The organism is Cedecea davisae DSM 4568, assembly GCF_000412335.2.
GTDB lineage: Bacteria > Pseudomonadota > Gammaproteobacteria > Enterobacterales > Enterobacteriaceae > Cedecea > Cedecea davisae.
In genome coordinates this window covers 3,288,644-3,304,864 of record NZ_KE161030.1, presented here as the reverse complement: position 1 = coordinate 3,304,864, position 16,221 = coordinate 3,288,644, and the positions used below count along the sequence as shown (strand labels likewise).

The following is a 16,221-nucleotide window of genomic DNA, read 5'->3' as shown; positions in this document are numbered from 1 at the left end:
CCTGAATTGGGTCAAAGCCGGGGACGATGAGAGCCGGGGGCAAGGGCGTGGCTGCGGAATCTAACGCGATCTGGCACTGGTGATACAACGCTATTTTTTGCCCCCTCGCCCCTTTGGGGAGAGGGACGGGGTGAGGGGGATAATGAGAGCCGGGAACAAAACTGACTTAACGTAACGCGACAACGCTCACATAACGGCATATGATTATCCGCTCCCTTACCGCATTGTGGAGACCCTATGTCGTTACGAATTGAAGTCATCAAAGATAAAGTCCTGTCAGATAACTACTTCATCCTGCGCAATATTACCTATGACCTGTCTCGTAACGGCGCTGAAAGCGTGCGCCATAAGCGTGAAGTCTACGATCGCGGCAACGGGGCCACTATCCTGCTGTATAACCGGGAAAAGAAAACCGTGGTGCTTACGCGTCAGTTTCGCGTTGCAACCTGGGTTAATGGCAATACCGACGGGCGGCTGATTGAAGCCTGCGCCGGGCTGCTGGATGCCGATGAGCCGGAAGTGTGCGCCCGCAAAGAAGCAATGGAAGAGACCGGGTTCCAGGTCGGTGAGGTCGAAAAAGTCTTTGAGCTGTATATGTCTCCGGGTGGCGTAACGGAAATCGTTTACTTCTATCTGGCCGAATACAGTGACGCCCAGCGGGAGAACGCGGGCGGCGGTGTGGAGGATGAAGATATCGAGGTGCTGGAGATGCCGTTCAGCCAGGCGCTGGAGATGATGCGCAAGGGCGAAATTCGCGACGGTAAGACGGTGATATTGTTGCAACAGTTACAGTTACGCAATGTGATGGGTTAAAGTTCTGTAAAATCATCTAATTAACATTTTTAATCCCGGCATAAATCTATCCGACAAATCCGATTGAGCAGGCTGCCTCTGGAGCCGAAGATACGTGGCATTATCGTACGTTTTTCACGCTTCGTTTCTTAGGGTCAGCCTTTAATGTCTTATCGGATCTCATTCCTGCTTTTGCTCACTTTGCTTGTGGCGAACGCTGCAATAGCCGCTCCGGCGCAAAAGCAGTTTTCCGACTGGCAGGTGACCTGCAATAACCAGAACTTCTGTAGCGCCCGTAATACCGGGCTGCATCAGGGGCTGGTAATGGCATTGTCCCGCGGCGCGGGGGCGCGCAATGATGTGAATTTACGCATCGACTTTGGCAACCTCGAAAGCGCCGATGTCAAAGTGCCGCCCGTTGAGCCGCGGCTCAGGCTGGACGGTGCGCCTCTGGTTCTTCAGCAAAATGAGTGGAAAATCACGCTTCACCACCTTATGACCAGTAACGCGGAGGCGATTAATGCCCTGCTAAACGCTATCGCAAACGGCGATAAAATTACGCTCGCCGACGGCGCTGGGGTTATTTCGCTAAGTGGTTTGAAAGCGGCGCTGCTGTTTATCGACAGCCAGCAAAAACGTGTTGGCAGCGAAACTGCGTGGATCAAAAAAGGCGACGGGCCGCCGCTTAGCGTGCCTCCCGCTCCCGCATTAAAAGAAGTGACTCTCCCAGAGACCCTGCCAGCGCCATTCTCCCATGATGAACTTAACGACCTGCTGGATTTCGGCTCCTGGCGCATGAATAACAGCCAGTGCTCGCTCGACCCGATGCGGCGTGAAGTCAGGGTTTTCCCGCTTGCTGATGATAAAGCGCTGATGCTCACCAGCTGTGAGGCCGGGGCCTATAACGTCGTGGATTTAGCGTGGGTGGTATCAAGGCAAAAGCCGTTTGTTGCGCGGCCTGTTCGCCTGAAGCTGCCGTTTATGCCCGATAGCGGCTCTACGGATCTGGAATTGATGAACTCCGGGTTCGATGAGCATAACCGGGAGCTAACTACGCTGGCTAAGGGGCGAGGGATTGGGGATTGCGGGGTATCAACGCGCTGGCGTTATGACGGGCAGCGCTTCCGCCTTGTGCGGTATGCCGCCGAGTCCGCCTGCGATGAGTGGCATAAAGCGGGAGCCTGGCCAACGCTCTGGGTAACTAAATAGGCTAAACCTCTCCCGTAAAGGAGAGGCGTAGCGTCAGGGGCTATTTCTTCCCAAGGACTTTCCTGGCCTTCGCAACCACGTTTTCAGCCGTAAAACCAAAGAACGGGAACAGCTTCCCGGCGGGTGCGGACTCACCAAACGTTGTCATCCCGACAATCGCGCCTTTAAGCCCAACGTACTTGTACCAGTAGTCGGCAATACCGGCTTCTACCGCCACGCGAGCGCTAACGTTTGAAGGGAGTACGGACTCCTGATAGGCCTCGTCCTGAGCGTCGAATACGTCCGTGGACGGAATCGAAACGACTCGCACCTTGTGGCCTTCGTCACCCAGCGTTTTCGCAGCCTCAACCGTAATCTCCATTTCCGAGCCGGTAGCAATCAGGATGATATCCGGCTTGCCGTCGCTGTCTTTCAGGATGTAGCCGCCCCGGCTCACCGCCTTCAGCTGTTCTGGGCTACGCTCCATCTGCGCAAGGTTCTGGCGCGACAGGATCAACGCCGTTGGGCCGGTCTGGCGTTCAATCGCCGCTTTCCACGCCACAGCCGCTTCTACCTGATCGCAGGGGCGCCAGGTGCTGAAGTTTGGCGTCAGCCTCAGGCTGGCAAGCTGCTCAACCGCCTGGTGAGTCGGGCCGTCTTCGCCGAGGCCGATAGAGTCATGGGTATAAACCATGATTTGCCGGGCTTTCATCAGCGCTGCCATACGCGCCGCATTGCGGGCATATTCAACAAACATCAGGAAGGTTGCCGTATAAGGCACAAAGCCGCCGTGCAGGGCTATCCCGTTGGCGATGGCGGTCATGCCGAACTCGCGCACGCCGTAATGAATGTAGTTGCCCGCGCTGTCTTCCTTAATCGACTTAGACCCTTTCCAGATGGTCAGGTTGCTCGGGGCCAGGTCGGCGGAACCGCCAAGCAGCTCGGGCAGCACCGGGCCAAAAGCGTTAAGCGAATTCTGTGAGGCTTTGCGGGTGGCTATTTTGTCCGGGTTAGCCTGGAGCTGCTCGATATAATGTTGAGCGGTTTTCTGCCAGTTTTCCGGCAACTTGCCTTCGGTGCGGCGCTTAAATTCGGCGCTGAGGGTTGGATGGGCTTTGGCGTAGGCGGCAAATTTTTCCTTCCAGCTGGCTTCCGCTTTCTCTCCTGCTTCTTTGGCATCCCAGGCTTGATAAATCTCTTTTGGGATCTCGAAAGGAGGATATTTCCAGCCGAGCTGCTTACGCGCCAGGGCCACTTCTTCTTCGCCCAGCGGTGCGCCGTGGGCTTCTTCTTTACCGGCTTTGTTCGGTGAGCCAAAGCCAATCACCGTGCGGCAGATAATCAGGGACGGTTTGTCTTTAACGCTCTGAGCTTCTTTAATCGCCTTTTTCAACGCTTCCGGGTCATGGCCGTCTATCTCATGGATGACGTGCCAGTGGTAGGCCTCGAAGCGTTTGGCCGTGTCGTCGGTGAACCAGCCGTCCGTTTCCCCGTCGATGGAGATGCCGTTGTGGTCATAAAAGCCAATCAGCTTGCCAAGCCCCAGCGTTCCGGCGAGGGAAGAGACTTCGTGGGAAATCCCTTCCATCAGGCAGCCGTCGCCCATAAACACGTAGGTGTAGTGGTCAACGATGTCATGGCCGGGTTGGTTAAACTGCGCGGCTAGCGTGCGTTCGGCTATTGCCATACCCACGGCGTTCGCCAGCCCCTGACCGAGCGGGCCGGTGGTGGTCTCAACGCCGGGCGTATAGCCCACTTCCGGGTGGCCCGGCGTTTTGGAGTGAAGCTGGCGGAAGTTTTTCAACTCCTCCAGCGGCAGGTCATAACCGCTCAGGTGCAGCAGGCTGTAAAGCAGCATCGACGCATGGCCGTTCGACAGCACAAAACGGTCGCGGTTGGCCCAGTGCGGGTTAGACGGGTTGTGGTGGAGAAAATCGTTCCACAACACTTCGGCGATATCGGCCATGCCCATCGGCGCGCCCGGGTGGCCGGAGTTGGCTTTCTGAACCGCGTCCATACTGAGGGCGCGAATGGCGTTGGCAAGCTCTTTACGTGATGACATGTTTCACTCCAGGTCTTGTTAAAGTTTGGCGGCGATCAGGTCTTCCAGTTTTCGTTGGTCTACGGCGAACAGGCGGATCCCTTCGGCCAGTTTCTCAACCGCCATGGCATCCTGATTATGTTCCCAGCGGAATTCTGCTTCGCTTAGCGGGGCAGGGCGACGGAACCCCTGAGAATGAGGAATAAGCTTGCGCACCACTTCTTCCTCGCTGTCCTGCAACTGCTGGAGAAGATTAGGCGCGATGGTCAGCCTGTCGCATCCGGCCAGGGCGAGGATCTGTTCGGTGCGGCGGAAACTGGCGCCCATTACGATGGTTTCGTAATTGTGTTGTTTAAAATAATCGTAGATGTTGCGTACCGACTTCACGCCCGGATCTTCTTCTACCACATACGGGTCCATCGGCTTACGGGCCTGATACCAGTCATAAATACGGCCTACGAACGGGGAGATAAGGAAAACGCCGGCTTCGGCGCAGGCGCGGGCCTGAGCGAAGGAGAACAGCAGCGTAAGGTTGCAGTTAATGCCCTCTTTTTGCAGCTCTTCAGCGGCGCGAATGCTCTCCCAGGTTGAGGCGAGCTTGATCAAAATGCGCGACTTATCGATCCCTTGCTCCGCGTACAGCTCTACCAGACGGCGCGCTTTCTCAATGCTTTTGTGCTTGTCGAACGACAGGCGGGCGTCAACTTCTGTAGACACGCGCCCCGGAATACTTTTCAGAATTTCCGCACCAAAGTTCACCGCCAGTTTGTCGCTGGCTTCGGCCACTATTTGCTCTCTACCGCCGCCGCGTCGTTTGCCATAGGCCAGAGCATCGTCAATAAGCGACTGATATTGTTCGAGCCCTGCGGCCTTTAAGAGCAATGAGGGGTTGGTTGTGGCGTCCTGGGGCTGGTAGTGGCGAATGGATTCGATGTCACCGCTGTCGGCGACCACGGTGGTGTACTGTTTAATACTGTCGAGCTGGTTCATTACTCTCTCCTTGAAAAAACAATGCCTTACTGGAGCGCTCCGTGTCGCTCGCCGTGAAAAATTACGCTTTGCCTGACCAGAAAGCATAGCAGACGGGCGGCCATTGAGGCTGTGACCGCTAACATTGGTTCTATAGTTAGCTAACAATAATCACGCCTAATGTTAATAGTATGGCTACGTTCAAAGTTTGCGAAACGTGCCCGCGTGATACTACGTGGCTGATGTAACAATAAAGAAGACCGCTAAAGGAACGATGCAATGGATGAACAACTGAAGCAAAGTGCCCTCGATTTCCATGAATTTCCTGTTCCAGGGAAAATCCAGGTTTCTCCTACAAAACCGCTTGCTACTCAACGCGATCTGGCGCTGGCCTACTCGCCGGGCGTGGCTGCCCCCTGCCTTGAAATAGAAAAAGATCCGCTCGCCGCCTACAAATACACAGCGCGCGGCAACCTGGTGGGCGTGGTGTCTAACGGCACTGCGGTATTGGGGCTGGGCAATATCGGCGCTTTAGCCGGTAAACCCGTGATGGAAGGCAAGGGCGTGCTGTTTAAAAAATTCGCCGGGATCGACGTGTTCGATATCGAAATTGATGAGATGGATCCGGACAAGCTTATCGACGTTGTGGCGGCGCTGGAGCCAACTTTCGGCGGCATTAACTTAGAAGATATTAAAGCGCCGGAGTGCTTCTACATTGAGCAGAAGCTGCGCGAGCGTATGAATATTCCGGTGTTCCACGATGACCAGCACGGTACCGCCATTATCTGTACCGCCGCGGTGCTCAACGGCCTGCGCGTTGTAGAGAAAAATATCTCCGACGTGCGGCTGGTGGTTTCCGGGGCAGGCGCTTCGGCAATCGCCTGTATGAACCTGCTGGTGGCGCTTGGGATGCAGAAGCACAACATCGTGGTCTGCGACTCGAAGGGCGTTATCTATAAAGGTCGTGAAGAGAACATGGCGGAAACCAAAGCCGCCTACGCCGTGGAAGACACGGGTAAACGCACTCTCGACGACGTGATTGACGGGGCGGATATTTTCCTCGGCTGCTCCGGCCCGAAAGTGCTGACTCAGGATATGGTGAAAAAGATGGGTAAAGCGCCGCTGATTCTGGCGCTGGCTAACCCGGAACCGGAAATTCTGCCGCCGCTGGCGAAAGAAGTGCGCCCGGAAGCTATTATCTGTACCGGCCGTTCGGACTATCCAAACCAGGTTAACAACGTGCTGTGCTTCCCGTTCATCTTCCGTGGCGCGCTAGACGTTGGCGCAACGGCAATTAACGAAGAGATGAAGCTGGCGGCGGTTCACGCTATTGCCGAACTGGCCCACGCCGAGCAAAGCGACGTGGTGGCCTCTGCATATGGCGACCAGGAGCTGACGTTTGGGCCGGAATATATCATTCCAAAACCGTTCGACCCGCGCCTGATAGTTAAAATCGCCCCGGCCGTAGCGAAGGCGGCGATGGACTCCGGCGTGGCAACGCGGCCAATCAAAGACTTTGATGCTTATGTCGAAAAGCTGGCCGAGTTTGTCTACAAAACCAATCTGTTTATGAAGCCTATCTTCTCTCAGGCTCGCAAAGAGCCGAAGCGCGTGGTGCTGAGCGAAGGGGAGGAAGCCCGCGTTCTGCATGCGACTCAGGAATTGATTACGTTAGGGCTGGCGAAGCCTATCCTGATTGGCCGCCCGAGCGTTATCGAAATGCGTATCAAAAAACTTGGCCTGCAAATTCAGCCGGGCAAAGATTTTGAGATTGTTAACAACGAGTCAGATCCGCGCTTTAAGGAATACTGGAGCGAGTATTACAACATCATGAAGCGCCGCGGCATTACTCAGGAACAGGCGCAGCGTGCGGTGATCAGCAATACCACGGTTATCGGAGCGATAATGGTCCACCGTGGCGAAGCGGATGCGCTGATTTGCGGCACCATCGGTGAATATCACGAGCATTTTGACGTGGTGGAAAAACTGTTTGGCTACCGTGACGGCGTTAAAGCCGCCGGGGCAATGAACGCCCTGCTGCTGCCGAGCGGTAACACCTTTATCGCCGATACTTACGTGAATGATGACCCGACGCCGGAAGAGCTGACTGAAATCACGCTGCTGGCCGCGGAAACGGTACGTCGCTTTGGTATTGAGCCTAAGGTCGCGCTGCTGTCTCACTCCAACTACGGTTCTTCTGACTCGAAAGCCGCCTGCAAAATGCGTAAAACGCTGGAGCTGGTTCGCGAACGTGCGCCGGAGCTGGAAATTGACGGTGAGATGCACGGTGACGCGGCGCTGGTTGAAAGCATTCGCCACGAACGCATGCCGGACAGCCCGCTCAAAGGTTCAGCTAATATCCTGATCATGCCGAACGTAGAGGCCGCTCGCATTAGCTACAACTTGCTGCGTGTCTCCAGTTCTGAAGGGGTGACCGTTGGGCCGGTACTGATGGGCGTGGCGAAGCCGGTTCACGTATTAACGCCGATTGCTTCGGTGCGACGCATTGTGAATATGGTGGCTCTGGCCGTGGTGGAGGCGCAAACCGCCCCGCTTTGACTGGACTTCCCCTCACCCCGGCCCTCTCCCCACAGGGGCGAGGGAGAAAAACTGAGTAAAGTGAGCACTAAAGATCCCCTCTCCCTTCAGGGAGAGGGTTAGGGTGAGGGTAAAAAAGCTACACCCACTCCTTCACAGGCAGGAAATCACTGTACAAGGCGGCCTCAGGGCTGCCTTCTTCCGGCTGGTAGTCATACTCCCAGCGCACCAGCGGCGGCATCGACATTAAAATCGACTCGGTTCGCCCTCCGGTTTGCAGACCAAACAGCGTGCCTCTGTCCCACACCAGGTTAAATTCCACATAGCGACCGCGGCGGTAAAGCTGGAAGTTGCGCTCGCGCTCGCCGAACGGCAGCTGCCTGCGGCGCTCAACAATTGGCAGATAAGCGTCCAGATAGCCCTGGCCTACGGCCTGAATAAAGCGGAAACCGTAATCGAAGTCGGGCTGATTCAAATCATCGAAGAACAGGCCGCCAATGCCGCGCTGCTCGTTACGGTGCTTAATAAAGAAATAGTCGTCGCACCATTTTTTATAGCGAGGGTAAACGCCTTCGCCAAACGGCTGGCACAGGTCGCGAGCGGTGCGGTGCCAGTGAACGGCATCTTCTTCAAACCCATAATACGGGGTTAAGTCGAACCCGCCGCCAAACCACCATACCGGGTCGGCACCGGGTTTTTCCGCGATGAAAAAGCGCACATTCGCGTGACTGGTCGGTACATACGGACTGTTGGGGTGAACCACCAGCGAGACGCCCATGGCCTGAAAACTCCTGCCCGCAAGTTCCGGGCGATGCGCGGTTGCCGAGGCAGGCATGGCGTCGCCGTGGACGTGCGAAAAGTTTACCCCGGCCTGCTCAAACACCGAGCCGCCTCTGAGCACACGGCTACGCCCGCCGCCGCCGCCTTCGCGCTGCCAGTTATCTTCCTGAAAAGCCGTGCCGTCGATGGCGGAAAGCTGCTGGCAGATGGTGTCCTGTAATTTAAGCAGGAACTGTTTTACGGCGTGGATATCGGGCTCAGTCATAAAAATTAACGCTTCTTACCGTGGACTTTGTGGTTATCAAACCAGTTGAAATAGCTCATTACGCCGGAGGCGATAGCGGTGGCAATTTTCTGGCGAAACGCCGTGGTGCCCAGCAGCTTCTCTTCACCTGGATTAGTAATAAAGGAGGTTTCGACCAGCACCGAAGGGATGGACGGCGACTTCAACACCACAAATGCGGCCTGCTCGGTGTTGCGGCTGTGCAGCTTATGCACCGGCTTTATCTGCTTGAGGATATGTGAGCCGAGGGTCAGGCTGTTTTTGATTGTGTCGGTCTGCACCAGGTCGAACAGCACCTGTTGCAGGTAGTGATCTTTATCTTTTACTTTGCTGCCCGCCACGTCATCCGCGGCGTTCTCACGGTCTGAAAGGTATTTTGCCATGGCGCTACTTGCGCCGCGGTTGGAGAGGGCAAACACCGAAGCACCCGCCGCCGTTGGGCTGGTAAAACCGTCCGCGTGAATAGACATAAACAGGTCTGCGCCGTGCTTGTGGGCTATTTCTACGCGGTCATAAAGCGGGATGAATTCGTCGCTGGTGCGGGTCAGCCTTGCGTCGATGCCGTTATTACGCAGAATGCTGCGCACGTTTTTGGCTATCGCCAGCACCACATGCTTCTCTTTCGAACCGTTATGGCCTATGGCCCCGGTATCGATGCCGCCGTGGCCCGGGTCGAGCATCACAATACGGCGAGAGCCGGACTTTTTGGCCGGTTTGCTGTGCGAATTGGTGGTTTTAAGCGTTTTGGCCTCTTCCTTTGCCAGCGCTTTGTTCATACCGGTTAGCGTTAACGCCGCTAAACCCGTGAGCAGGACCTGGCGGCGCGTCGTAAGTTGCGTTAGCGATTTAATTTTGCTCATGCGGATGAATTATTTATCTTATGGAGTCCGGATAGGGAGTTATAACGTATCGGCACCTGGCAAACGACACTCTGAGGTCAGAAATGTTTTTCCATTCATTTCATTTCATGACTGAGTAGGGATTATGCCATTTTTTTCACGCTTTTGCGGCAGTTATTGGCTTAACGGGCGGTTACCGCCATAATCAACCTTTTACGGCTTAAGGTGGCTAAAACCATGGAAATTCGCGTTTTTCGCCAGGAAGATTTCGAAGAGGTCATCACCCTTTGGGAGCGCTGCGACTTACTGCGCCCGTGGAATGACCCGGAAATGGATATTGAACGTAAGCTGCATCACGATGCGGACCTGTTTCTGGTGGCCGAAGTCGGCGGCGAAATTGTCGGCTCGCTAATGGGCGGCTATGACGGCCACCGCGGCTCCGCCTATTACCTGGGCGTGCATCCTGAGTTTCGCGGGCGCGGCATTGCCAACGCGCTGCTGAACCGGCTGGAGAAAAAGCTTATCGCCCGGGGCTGCCCAAAAATCCATATTATGGTGCGCGAAGAGAATGACATGGTTATCGGCCTTTATGAAAAGCTCGATTACGAACATCAGGACACAATTTTGCTCGGCAAGCGGCTGATTGAAGACCAGGAATACTAATTTTCACATGTGTTTATCTTATGTACCCGCCCGCTGATTATGACTCGCAGGGCAACCTGAAGGCACCGCTGCTGTTCTGGGCGGTGTTGTTATTACAGGCCCGCACCTGGGTGCTGCTGGTATTGGCCGGAGCCTCCCGGCAGCAGGGCGATGCGCTGCTGGGGCTGTTTTATCCCGACCGGGATACCTTCTGGCTGGGGCTTATTCCCGGCGTACCGGCCGCTTTCGCATTTCTGTTAAGCGGGCGTCGCCATCTCTGGCCGCGCTTTTGGCGTGCATTTCGCTGGCTGCTGGTGGCGGCACAGGCGGCACTGCTGGTCTGGCAGCTTGCTTTGCTGGCCGGGGGCGAGGAGTTGACCGCTACCACGATTGTACTGCTGGTGGCCGACCTCTTTGCGCTCTGGTGGTTGGTTGTAAACCGCCGCCTGCGGGACTACTTTGCGGTGCAAAGCGAATAACACGGCACTTTTTAGCTTTGTTGCACTCCAAAGGCCGTTACTCTTTTCTGAAAAGGAATCACAAATGAAATCTCTGCGCCTGATGATGTTAGGGCTGCCGCTGGTCTTGAGCGGCTGCTCCACGCTTTCCTCCGTCAACTGGTCTTCGGCGTATCCGTGGAACTGGTTTGGCTCATCCGTTGAGGTAAGCGAGCAGGGCGTGGGCAAGTTGACCTCCGCAACATTAATGGACGAGAAGGCCGTTAGCGAAGGCCTGAACGACAACTATCGCCTGCGCAGCGGAATGAAAACCGAGAACGGCGCAATTGTGCGTTATTTCGAAGCCCTGAAAGATAAAGACGTTAAGTTGGTGATTAACGGCGAAAGCGGCAGCGTGAGCAATATTGTCGTCATGGATGAGGATATTAAAACCGCCGGCGGCGTTAAAATCGGCACTCCGTTTAGCGACCTGTATGACAAGGCCTTTGGCGCCTGTGAAAAAGGCAGCGGCGACGATGCCGACGGCGTGATGTGCAAGGCTCCAGGTAGCCAGCATATTAGCTATCTGTTTAAAGGCGTGTGGCACGGTCCGGAAGGGTTAATGCCGTCCGACGACGCGCTGAAGAAATGGACGCTTAACAAAATTATCTGGCGTCGATAAAATCTGCGCCAGGTTTGCGCCGCCGCAAGTCGGCGTTAATGAATCAGGTTAAAATAGCCCGATAAATGCCACCGGTTGGTGGCATCATTATTTGTCACCTTCGGTGGCATTTTTTTTCAGGAGGATTCATGTCTCGGGTTCAAAGCGGCATTCTGCCGGAACATTGTCGTGCTGCTATTTGGCTGGAAGCTTCATTGCAGGGCGACTTCAGCGCGCTGAGCGCGGGGTGCAAAGCCTTTATTGACGCGCTGAGCACCTTCCAGGAAAAATTCCCGGATGCCATGCTGGGGGCAACTATTGGTTTCGGGCATGACCTGTGGCGTGACCTCAGCAAAGGCGAAGGTGCCGCCGAGCTGAAAAACTTTACCCCGCTGGGTAAAGGTCTCGCACCGGCGACGCAGCACGATGTGATGATCCACATTCTTTCCCTGCGCCACGACGTGAATTTCTCCGTTGCCCAGGCCGCCCTGGCGGCATTCGGCGATACGCTGAAGATTGAAGAAGAGATCCACGGCTTCCGCTGGGTGGAAGAGCGTGATTTGAGCGGCTTTGTTGACGGCACCGAGAACCCTAAGGGCGAAGAAAATCGCCGCCAGGTTGCGGTCATCAACGAAGGCGTTGATGCAGGCGGCAGTTACGTGCTGGTTCAGCGCTGGGAACATAATCTCAAGCAGCTTAACCGCCTGAGCGTGCACGACCAGGAGATGATCTTCGGGCGCACCAAACAGGAAAACGAAGAAATCGACGGAGACGCACGCCCTGCGACTTCTCACCTGAGCCGGGTTGATCTTAAAGAAGACGGCAAAGGGCTGAAGATTGTGCGCCAGAGCCTGCCTTATGGCACAGCCAGTGGCGTTCACGGCCTTTACTTTATCGCCTATTGCGCGCGCCTCCATAACATCGAGCAGCAGCTGCTGAGCATGTTCGGCGACACCGACGGCAAGCGCGACGGCATGCTGCGCTTCACTAAACCGGTCACCGGCGGCTACTATTTTGCCCCGTCACTGGATAAGTTACTGAGCCTGTAATCCCTTCCGGCGTAGCGTTTGCTACGCCACTTTCTTATATCCCTTTCTTATTGAAAATCGCCAAACGGTATATAAAAGCGTTACAGCTTTATCGCTCGTTATAAATACACTGACAGTCGGCTAATTATGACTTTCATGACATCTATAAGGGCGAAACATGGCAATCGGTTCAGTTAAAAAAGTATGGAACGCGCTCGCTGTCTCTTTGCTGCTGGCAGGCACTGCCCACGCAACAGAGCTGCTGAATAGCTCTTATGATGTGTCACGCGAGTTGTTTGCCGCGCTGAATCCACCGTTTGAAAAACAGTGGGCGCAGGAGAATAACGGCGACAAGCTGACGATTAAACAATCTCATGCCGGGTCATCAAAACAGGCGCTGGCTATTCTCCAGGGCTTAAAAGCTGACGTTGTAACTTATAACCAGGTGTCAGATGTGCAGATCCTGCACGATAAAGGCAACCTGATCCCGGCCGACTGGCAGAGCCGTCTCGGGAATAATAGCTCGCCGTTTTATTCCACCATGGCTTTCCTGGTGCGCAAGGGCAACCCGAAAAATATCCACGACTGGAGCGACCTGGTACGCCCGGACGTGAAGTTGATTTTCCCGAATCCAAAAACCTCCGGCAATGCACGTTACACTTATCTGGCAGCCTGGGGCGCGGCGGATAAAGCCGACGGCGGCGATAAAGCTAAAACCGAAAAGTTTATGACGCAGTTCCTGAAAAACGTCGAAGTGTTTGATACCGGCGGCCGCGGCGCAACCACCTCGTTCGTGGAGCGTGGGCTGGGCGACGTGCTTATCTCTTTTGAATCTGAAGTGAACAACATCAGCAATCAGTACGCAAAAGACGGCTACGAGGTTGTGGTGCCTAAGGTGAATATTCTTGCCGAATTCCCGGTCGCCTGGGTGGATAAAAACGTGAAGGCTAACGGCACCGAGAAGGCGGCTAAGGACTATCTTACCTATCTCTACAGCCCTCAGGCTCAGACCATCATTACCGACTACTACTACCGCGTGAATAACCCGCAGGTAATGGATAAGTTGAAGGATAAATTCCCGCAGACCGAGCTGTTCCGCGTTGAAGATGCATTTGGCGGCTGGCCGGAAGTGATGAAAACTCATTTCGCCACCGGCGGGGAGCTGGACAAACTGTTAGCGGCGGGGCGTAGTTGATGTTTGTCAGTCGCTCAAAACGCGTACTGCCGGGGTTTACCCTTAGCCTCGGCACCAGCCTGCTGTTTGTTTGCCTGATCCTGCTGCTGCCCCTGAGCGCGCTGGTGATGCAGCTCGCACAAATGTCTTTGTCTCAGTATTGGGAAGTTATCACCAATCCGCAGGTGGTGGCGGCGTATAAGGTGACGCTGCTTTCCGCCGGGCTGGCTTCCATATTTAACGGCGTGTTCGGCCTGCTGATGGCGTGGATACTTACCCGCTATCAGTTTCCGGGGCGTAGCCTGCTTGACGCGCTGATGGATTTGCCTTTTGCATTGCCGACTGCCGTAGCAGGCTTAACGCTGGCCGGGTTGTTTTCGGTTAACGGCTGGTACGGCGAGTGGCTGGCGCAGTTTGGTATCAAAGTGACCTACACCTGGCTCGGTATAGCGGTGGCGATGGCGTTTACCAGCATTCCTTTCGTGGTGCGTACCGTACAGCCGGTGCTTGAGGAGCTTGGCCCCGAATACGAAGAAGCCGCGGAAACTCTGGGCGCAACGCGCTGGCAGAGCTTCCGCCGCGTGGTGCTGCCGGAGCTTTCCCCGGCGCTGATGGCGGGCGTTGCGCTGTCGTTCACCCGCAGCCTCGGTGAGTTTGGCGCGGTTATCTTCATCGCCGGTAATATCGCGTGGAAAACGGAAGTCACCTCGCTGATGATTTTTGTTCGCCTGCAGGAGTTTGACTACCCGGCGGCAAGCGCTATTGCCTCGGTAATCCTGGCGGCTTCTTTACTGCTGCTGTTCAGCATTAACACGTTGCAGAGCCGCTTTGGTCGGCGCGTGGTGGGCCACTGATGACGGATGTAACCGCTTTGAAAACCTATAATCGCCCCCGCATTAACTGGGGGAAATGGACGCTTATTGCCATCGGCGTGCTGGTCTCTTTTTTGATTCTGGTGGTGCCGGTTGCCTCAATTTTTGTTGAAGCCTTCTCCAAAGGGCTGATGCCTGCCCTGCAAAATATCGCCAACCCGGACATGCTGCATGCCATCTGGCTGACGGTGATGATTGCCCTGATAACCGTGCCGGTTAACCTGGTGTTCGGCACGCTGCTGGCCTGGCTGGTGACGCGCTTTAACTTCCCGGGGCGCCAGCTGCTGCTTACGCTGCTGGATATCCCGTTCGCCGTTTCGCCGGTGGTGGCGGGCCTGGTTTACCTGCTGTTTTACGGCTCCAACGGCCCGCTGGCCGGTTTCCTTGATGCCCATAATCTGCAAATTATGTTTGCCTGGCCGGGCATGGTGCTGGTGACTATCTTTGTGACCTGCCCGTTTGTGGTGCGCGAGCTGGTGCCGGTGATGCTCAGCCAGGGCAGCCAGGAAGACGAGGCCGCTATTTTGCTTGGTGCCTCCGGCTGGCAGATGTTCCGCCGCGTTACCTTGCCGAATATTCGCTGGGCGCTGCTCTATGGCGTGGTGCTGACCAATGCCCGCGCCATCGGCGAATTTGGCGCGGTGTCGGTGGTTTCCGGCTCGATTCGCGGCGAGACGTTCTCGCTGCCGCTACAAATTGAATTGCTGCAACAGGACTACAATACCGTCGGCTCGTTTACCGCTGCGGCACTGTTAACCCTGATGGCGGTTTTAACCTTGTTCTTAAAGAGTGCAGTGCAGTGGCGCCTGAATAATCAGGAAAAACGCCTCAAGCAGGAGGAAAATCATGAGCATTGATATTGCCAATATTAAGAAGTCTTTTGGTCGCACCCAGGTGCTGAACGATATCTCGCTGGATATCCCTTCTGGTCAGATGGTGGCGCTGCTCGGGCCTTCAGGCTCCGGTAAAACCACGCTGCTGCGCATTATCGCCGGGCTGGAACATCAAAACAGCGGGCGCATTAGCTTCAACGGCACCGACGTCAGCCGTATGCACGCCCGTGACCGCAAAGTGGGTTTTGTGTTTCAACACTATGCCCTGTTCCGCCATATGTCGGTGTTCGACAATATCGCCTTCGGCCTGACCGTGCTGCCGCGCCGCGAACGTCCTTCCTCTGCGGAAATTAAGCGCAAGGTGACAAAGCTGCTGGAAATGGTGCAGCTTTCCCATCTGGCGGACCGCTACCCGGCCCAGCTTTCCGGTGGGCAAAAGCAGCGCGTGGCCCTAGCTCGCGCTCTGGCGGTAGAGCCTCAGATTTTGCTGCTGGATGAGCCTTTTGGCGCCCTGGATGCCCAGGTGCGTAAAGAGCTGCGCCGCTGGCTGCGTGAATTGCATGAAGAGCTGAAATTTACCAGCGTCTTTGTGACTCACGACCAGGAGGAAGCGATGGAAGTCGCCGACCGCGTGGTGGTTATGAGCCAGGGGAATATCGAGCAGGTGGACACGCCTGAGTCGGTATGGCGTGAACCGGCAACGCGCTTCGTGCTGGAGTTCCTCGGCGAAGTTAATCGCCTGAAAGGCGTCGTGCGCGGCAGCCAGTTCCACGTCGGTGCGCACCGCTGGCCGCTAGGCTTTACCCCGGCTTATCAGGGGGAAGTCGACTTGTTCCTGCGCCCGTGGGAAGTGGACGTGAGCCGACGCACCAATCTTGACTCGCCGTTGCCGGTGCAGGTGCTGGAAGTCAGTCCGCGCGGCCATTATATGCAGCTGGTTGTGCAGCCGTTAGGTTGGTACGACGAGCCGTTAACCGTGGTGCTGAAAGAGCAGCAAATCCCACAGCGCGGCGAACGCCTGTTTGTTGGGCTGCAAAATGCGCGCCTGTACGACGGCGGCAACCGTATTCAGGGTGTAGACCTGGCGCAATCCGCCTGATAATTTACCCCAACAGGACACGCATAAGCGGCCCCATGTGGCCGC

Annotated in this window: 15 protein-coding genes; 11 read left to right on the top strand and 4 right to left on the bottom strand. The window is 55.7% G+C overall.

Translation table 11 applies throughout. The annotated features are described in order from the left end of the window. Positions 1–237: 237 nt before the first annotated feature. Positions 238–813 carry a GDP-mannose pyrophosphatase NudK gene (gene nudK / locus HMPREF0201_RS14995; RefSeq protein ID WP_016537583.1) on the top strand — a complete coding sequence of 192 codons (576 nt, stop codon included), beginning with the start codon at positions 238–240 and terminating at the stop codon, positions 811–813. 144 nt (positions 814–957) lie between these two features. Then, positions 958–2,001 carry a DUF1176 domain-containing protein gene (locus HMPREF0201_RS14990; protein WP_016537582.1) on the top strand — a complete coding sequence of 348 codons (1,044 nt, stop codon included), beginning with the start codon at positions 958–960 and terminating at the stop codon, positions 1,999–2,001. A gap of 40 nt (positions 2,002–2,041) precedes the next feature. On the opposite strand, the gene tkt is transcribed toward HMPREF0201_RS14990, so the two are convergent. Then, positions 2,042–4,042, bottom strand: a complete 2,001-nt coding sequence (gene tkt / locus HMPREF0201_RS14985; protein ID WP_016537581.1) for a transketolase — start codon at positions 4,040–4,042, stop codon at positions 2,042–2,044. An 18-nt stretch (positions 4,043–4,060) separates the two neighbouring features. Continuing rightward, positions 4,061–5,011 (bottom strand): transaldolase, encoded by a 951-nt coding sequence (tal, locus tag HMPREF0201_RS14980; RefSeq protein ID WP_016537580.1) that lies wholly within the window; start codon positions 5,009–5,011, stop codon positions 4,061–4,063. Between the two features lie 258 nt (positions 5,012–5,269). On the opposite strand from tal, the gene maeB reads away from it, so the two are divergent. After that, positions 5,270–7,549 (top strand): NADP-dependent oxaloacetate-decarboxylating malate dehydrogenase, encoded by a 2,280-nt coding sequence (gene maeB / locus HMPREF0201_RS14975; RefSeq protein ID WP_016537579.1) that lies wholly within the window; start codon positions 5,270–5,272, stop codon positions 7,547–7,549. Between the two features lie 118 nt (positions 7,550–7,667). Here the strand turns inward: maeB and hemF are convergent, their stop codons facing one another. Continuing rightward, positions 7,668–8,573: an oxygen-dependent coproporphyrinogen oxidase gene (gene hemF, locus HMPREF0201_RS14970; RefSeq protein ID WP_016537578.1), complete on the bottom strand. Its 906-nt coding sequence runs from the start codon at positions 8,571–8,573 to the stop codon at positions 7,668–7,670. A 5-nt stretch (positions 8,574–8,578) separates the two neighbouring features. Beyond that, the gene (gene amiA / locus HMPREF0201_RS14965) at positions 8,579–9,451 is read right to left on the bottom strand and encodes an N-acetylmuramoyl-L-alanine amidase AmiA (protein WP_016537577.1); all 873 of its coding nucleotides are present in this window, start codon (positions 9,449–9,451) and stop codon (positions 8,579–8,581) included. Positions 9,452–9,667: 216 nt separating this feature from the next. Here amiA and HMPREF0201_RS14960 point away from each other — a divergent pair, with 216 nt between their 5' ends. The 8 genes from HMPREF0201_RS14960 to cysA all read left to right on the top strand — a co-directional run bounded on the left by HMPREF0201_RS14960 (position 9,668) and on the right by cysA (position 16,176). After that, entirely contained in the window at positions 9,668–10,093 is a 426-nt protein-coding gene (locus HMPREF0201_RS14960) for a GNAT family acetyltransferase (RefSeq protein ID WP_016537576.1), read from the top strand. A 20-nt stretch (positions 10,094–10,113) separates the two neighbouring features. Then, positions 10,114–10,551 (top strand): DUF2919 domain-containing protein, encoded by a 438-nt coding sequence (locus HMPREF0201_RS14955; protein WP_016537575.1) that lies wholly within the window; start codon positions 10,114–10,116, stop codon positions 10,549–10,551. A gap of 64 nt (positions 10,552–10,615) precedes the next feature. After that, positions 10,616–11,191 (top strand): RpoE-regulated lipoprotein, encoded by a 576-nt coding sequence (locus tag HMPREF0201_RS14950; RefSeq protein ID WP_016537574.1) that lies wholly within the window; start codon positions 10,616–10,618, stop codon positions 11,189–11,191. Between the two features lie 128 nt (positions 11,192–11,319). Continuing rightward, a complete protein-coding gene (locus HMPREF0201_RS14945) occupies positions 11,320–12,219 on the top strand; it encodes a Dyp-type peroxidase (protein ID WP_016537573.1) in 900 nt (299 codons plus the stop codon). Between the two features lie 157 nt (positions 12,220–12,376). Continuing rightward, positions 12,377–13,393: a sulfate ABC transporter substrate-binding protein gene (locus HMPREF0201_RS14940; protein WP_016537572.1), complete on the top strand. Its 1,017-nt coding sequence runs from the start codon at positions 12,377–12,379 to the stop codon at positions 13,391–13,393. Further along, positions 13,393–14,226, top strand: coding sequence for a sulfate/thiosulfate ABC transporter permease CysT (gene cysT / locus HMPREF0201_RS14935; protein WP_016537571.1), 834 nt, complete (start codon positions 13,393–13,395; stop codon positions 14,224–14,226). The genes HMPREF0201_RS14940 and cysT overlap by 1 nt, the downstream gene beginning before the upstream one ends. Beyond that, the gene (cysW, locus tag HMPREF0201_RS14930; RefSeq protein WP_016537570.1) at positions 14,226–15,101 is read left to right on the top strand and encodes a sulfate/thiosulfate ABC transporter permease CysW; all 876 of its coding nucleotides are present in this window, start codon (positions 14,226–14,228) and stop codon (positions 15,099–15,101) included. The genes cysT and cysW overlap by 1 nt, the downstream gene beginning before the upstream one ends. Next, positions 15,091–16,176, top strand: a complete 1,086-nt coding sequence (gene cysA, locus HMPREF0201_RS14925) for a sulfate/thiosulfate ABC transporter ATP-binding protein CysA (RefSeq protein WP_016537569.1) — start codon at positions 15,091–15,093, stop codon at positions 16,174–16,176. The genes cysW and cysA overlap by 11 nt, the downstream gene beginning before the upstream one ends. Positions 16,177–16,221: the final 45 nt, after the last annotated feature.

Bases quoted from the DNA above. Each gene is read 5' to 3' on its own strand.
- nudK (WP_016537583.1), top strand. From the start codon at position 238: ATGTCGTTACGAATTGAAGTCATCAAAGATAAAGTCCTGTCAGATAAC.
- HMPREF0201_RS14990 (WP_016537582.1), top strand. From the start codon at position 958: ATGTCTTATCGGATCTCATTCCTGCTTTTGCTCACTTTGCTTGTGGCG.
- tkt (WP_016537581.1), bottom strand. From the start codon at position 4,042: ATGTCATCACGTAAAGAGCTTGCCAACGCCATTCGCGCCCTCAGTATG.
- tal (WP_016537580.1), bottom strand. From the start codon at position 5,011: ATGAACCAGCTCGACAGTATTAAACAGTACACCACCGTGGTCGCCGAC.
- maeB (WP_016537579.1), top strand. From the start codon at position 5,270: ATGGATGAACAACTGAAGCAAAGTGCCCTCGATTTCCATGAATTTCCT.
- hemF (WP_016537578.1), bottom strand. From the start codon at position 8,573: ATGACTGAGCCCGATATCCACGCCGTAAAACAGTTCCTGCTTAAATTA.
- amiA (WP_016537577.1), bottom strand. From the start codon at position 9,451: ATGAGCAAAATTAAATCGCTAACGCAACTTACGACGCGCCGCCAGGTC.
- HMPREF0201_RS14960 (WP_016537576.1), top strand. From the start codon at position 9,668: ATGGAAATTCGCGTTTTTCGCCAGGAAGATTTCGAAGAGGTCATCACC.
- HMPREF0201_RS14955 (WP_016537575.1), top strand. From the start codon at position 10,114: ATGTACCCGCCCGCTGATTATGACTCGCAGGGCAACCTGAAGGCACCG.
- HMPREF0201_RS14950 (WP_016537574.1), top strand. From the start codon at position 10,616: ATGAAATCTCTGCGCCTGATGATGTTAGGGCTGCCGCTGGTCTTGAGC.
- HMPREF0201_RS14945 (WP_016537573.1), top strand. From the start codon at position 11,320: ATGTCTCGGGTTCAAAGCGGCATTCTGCCGGAACATTGTCGTGCTGCT.
- HMPREF0201_RS14940 (WP_016537572.1), top strand. From the start codon at position 12,377: ATGGCAATCGGTTCAGTTAAAAAAGTATGGAACGCGCTCGCTGTCTCT.
- cysT (WP_016537571.1), top strand. From the start codon at position 13,393: ATGTTTGTCAGTCGCTCAAAACGCGTACTGCCGGGGTTTACCCTTAGC.
- cysW (WP_016537570.1), top strand. From the start codon at position 14,226: ATGACGGATGTAACCGCTTTGAAAACCTATAATCGCCCCCGCATTAAC.
- cysA (WP_016537569.1), top strand. From the start codon at position 15,091: ATGAGCATTGATATTGCCAATATTAAGAAGTCTTTTGGTCGCACCCAG.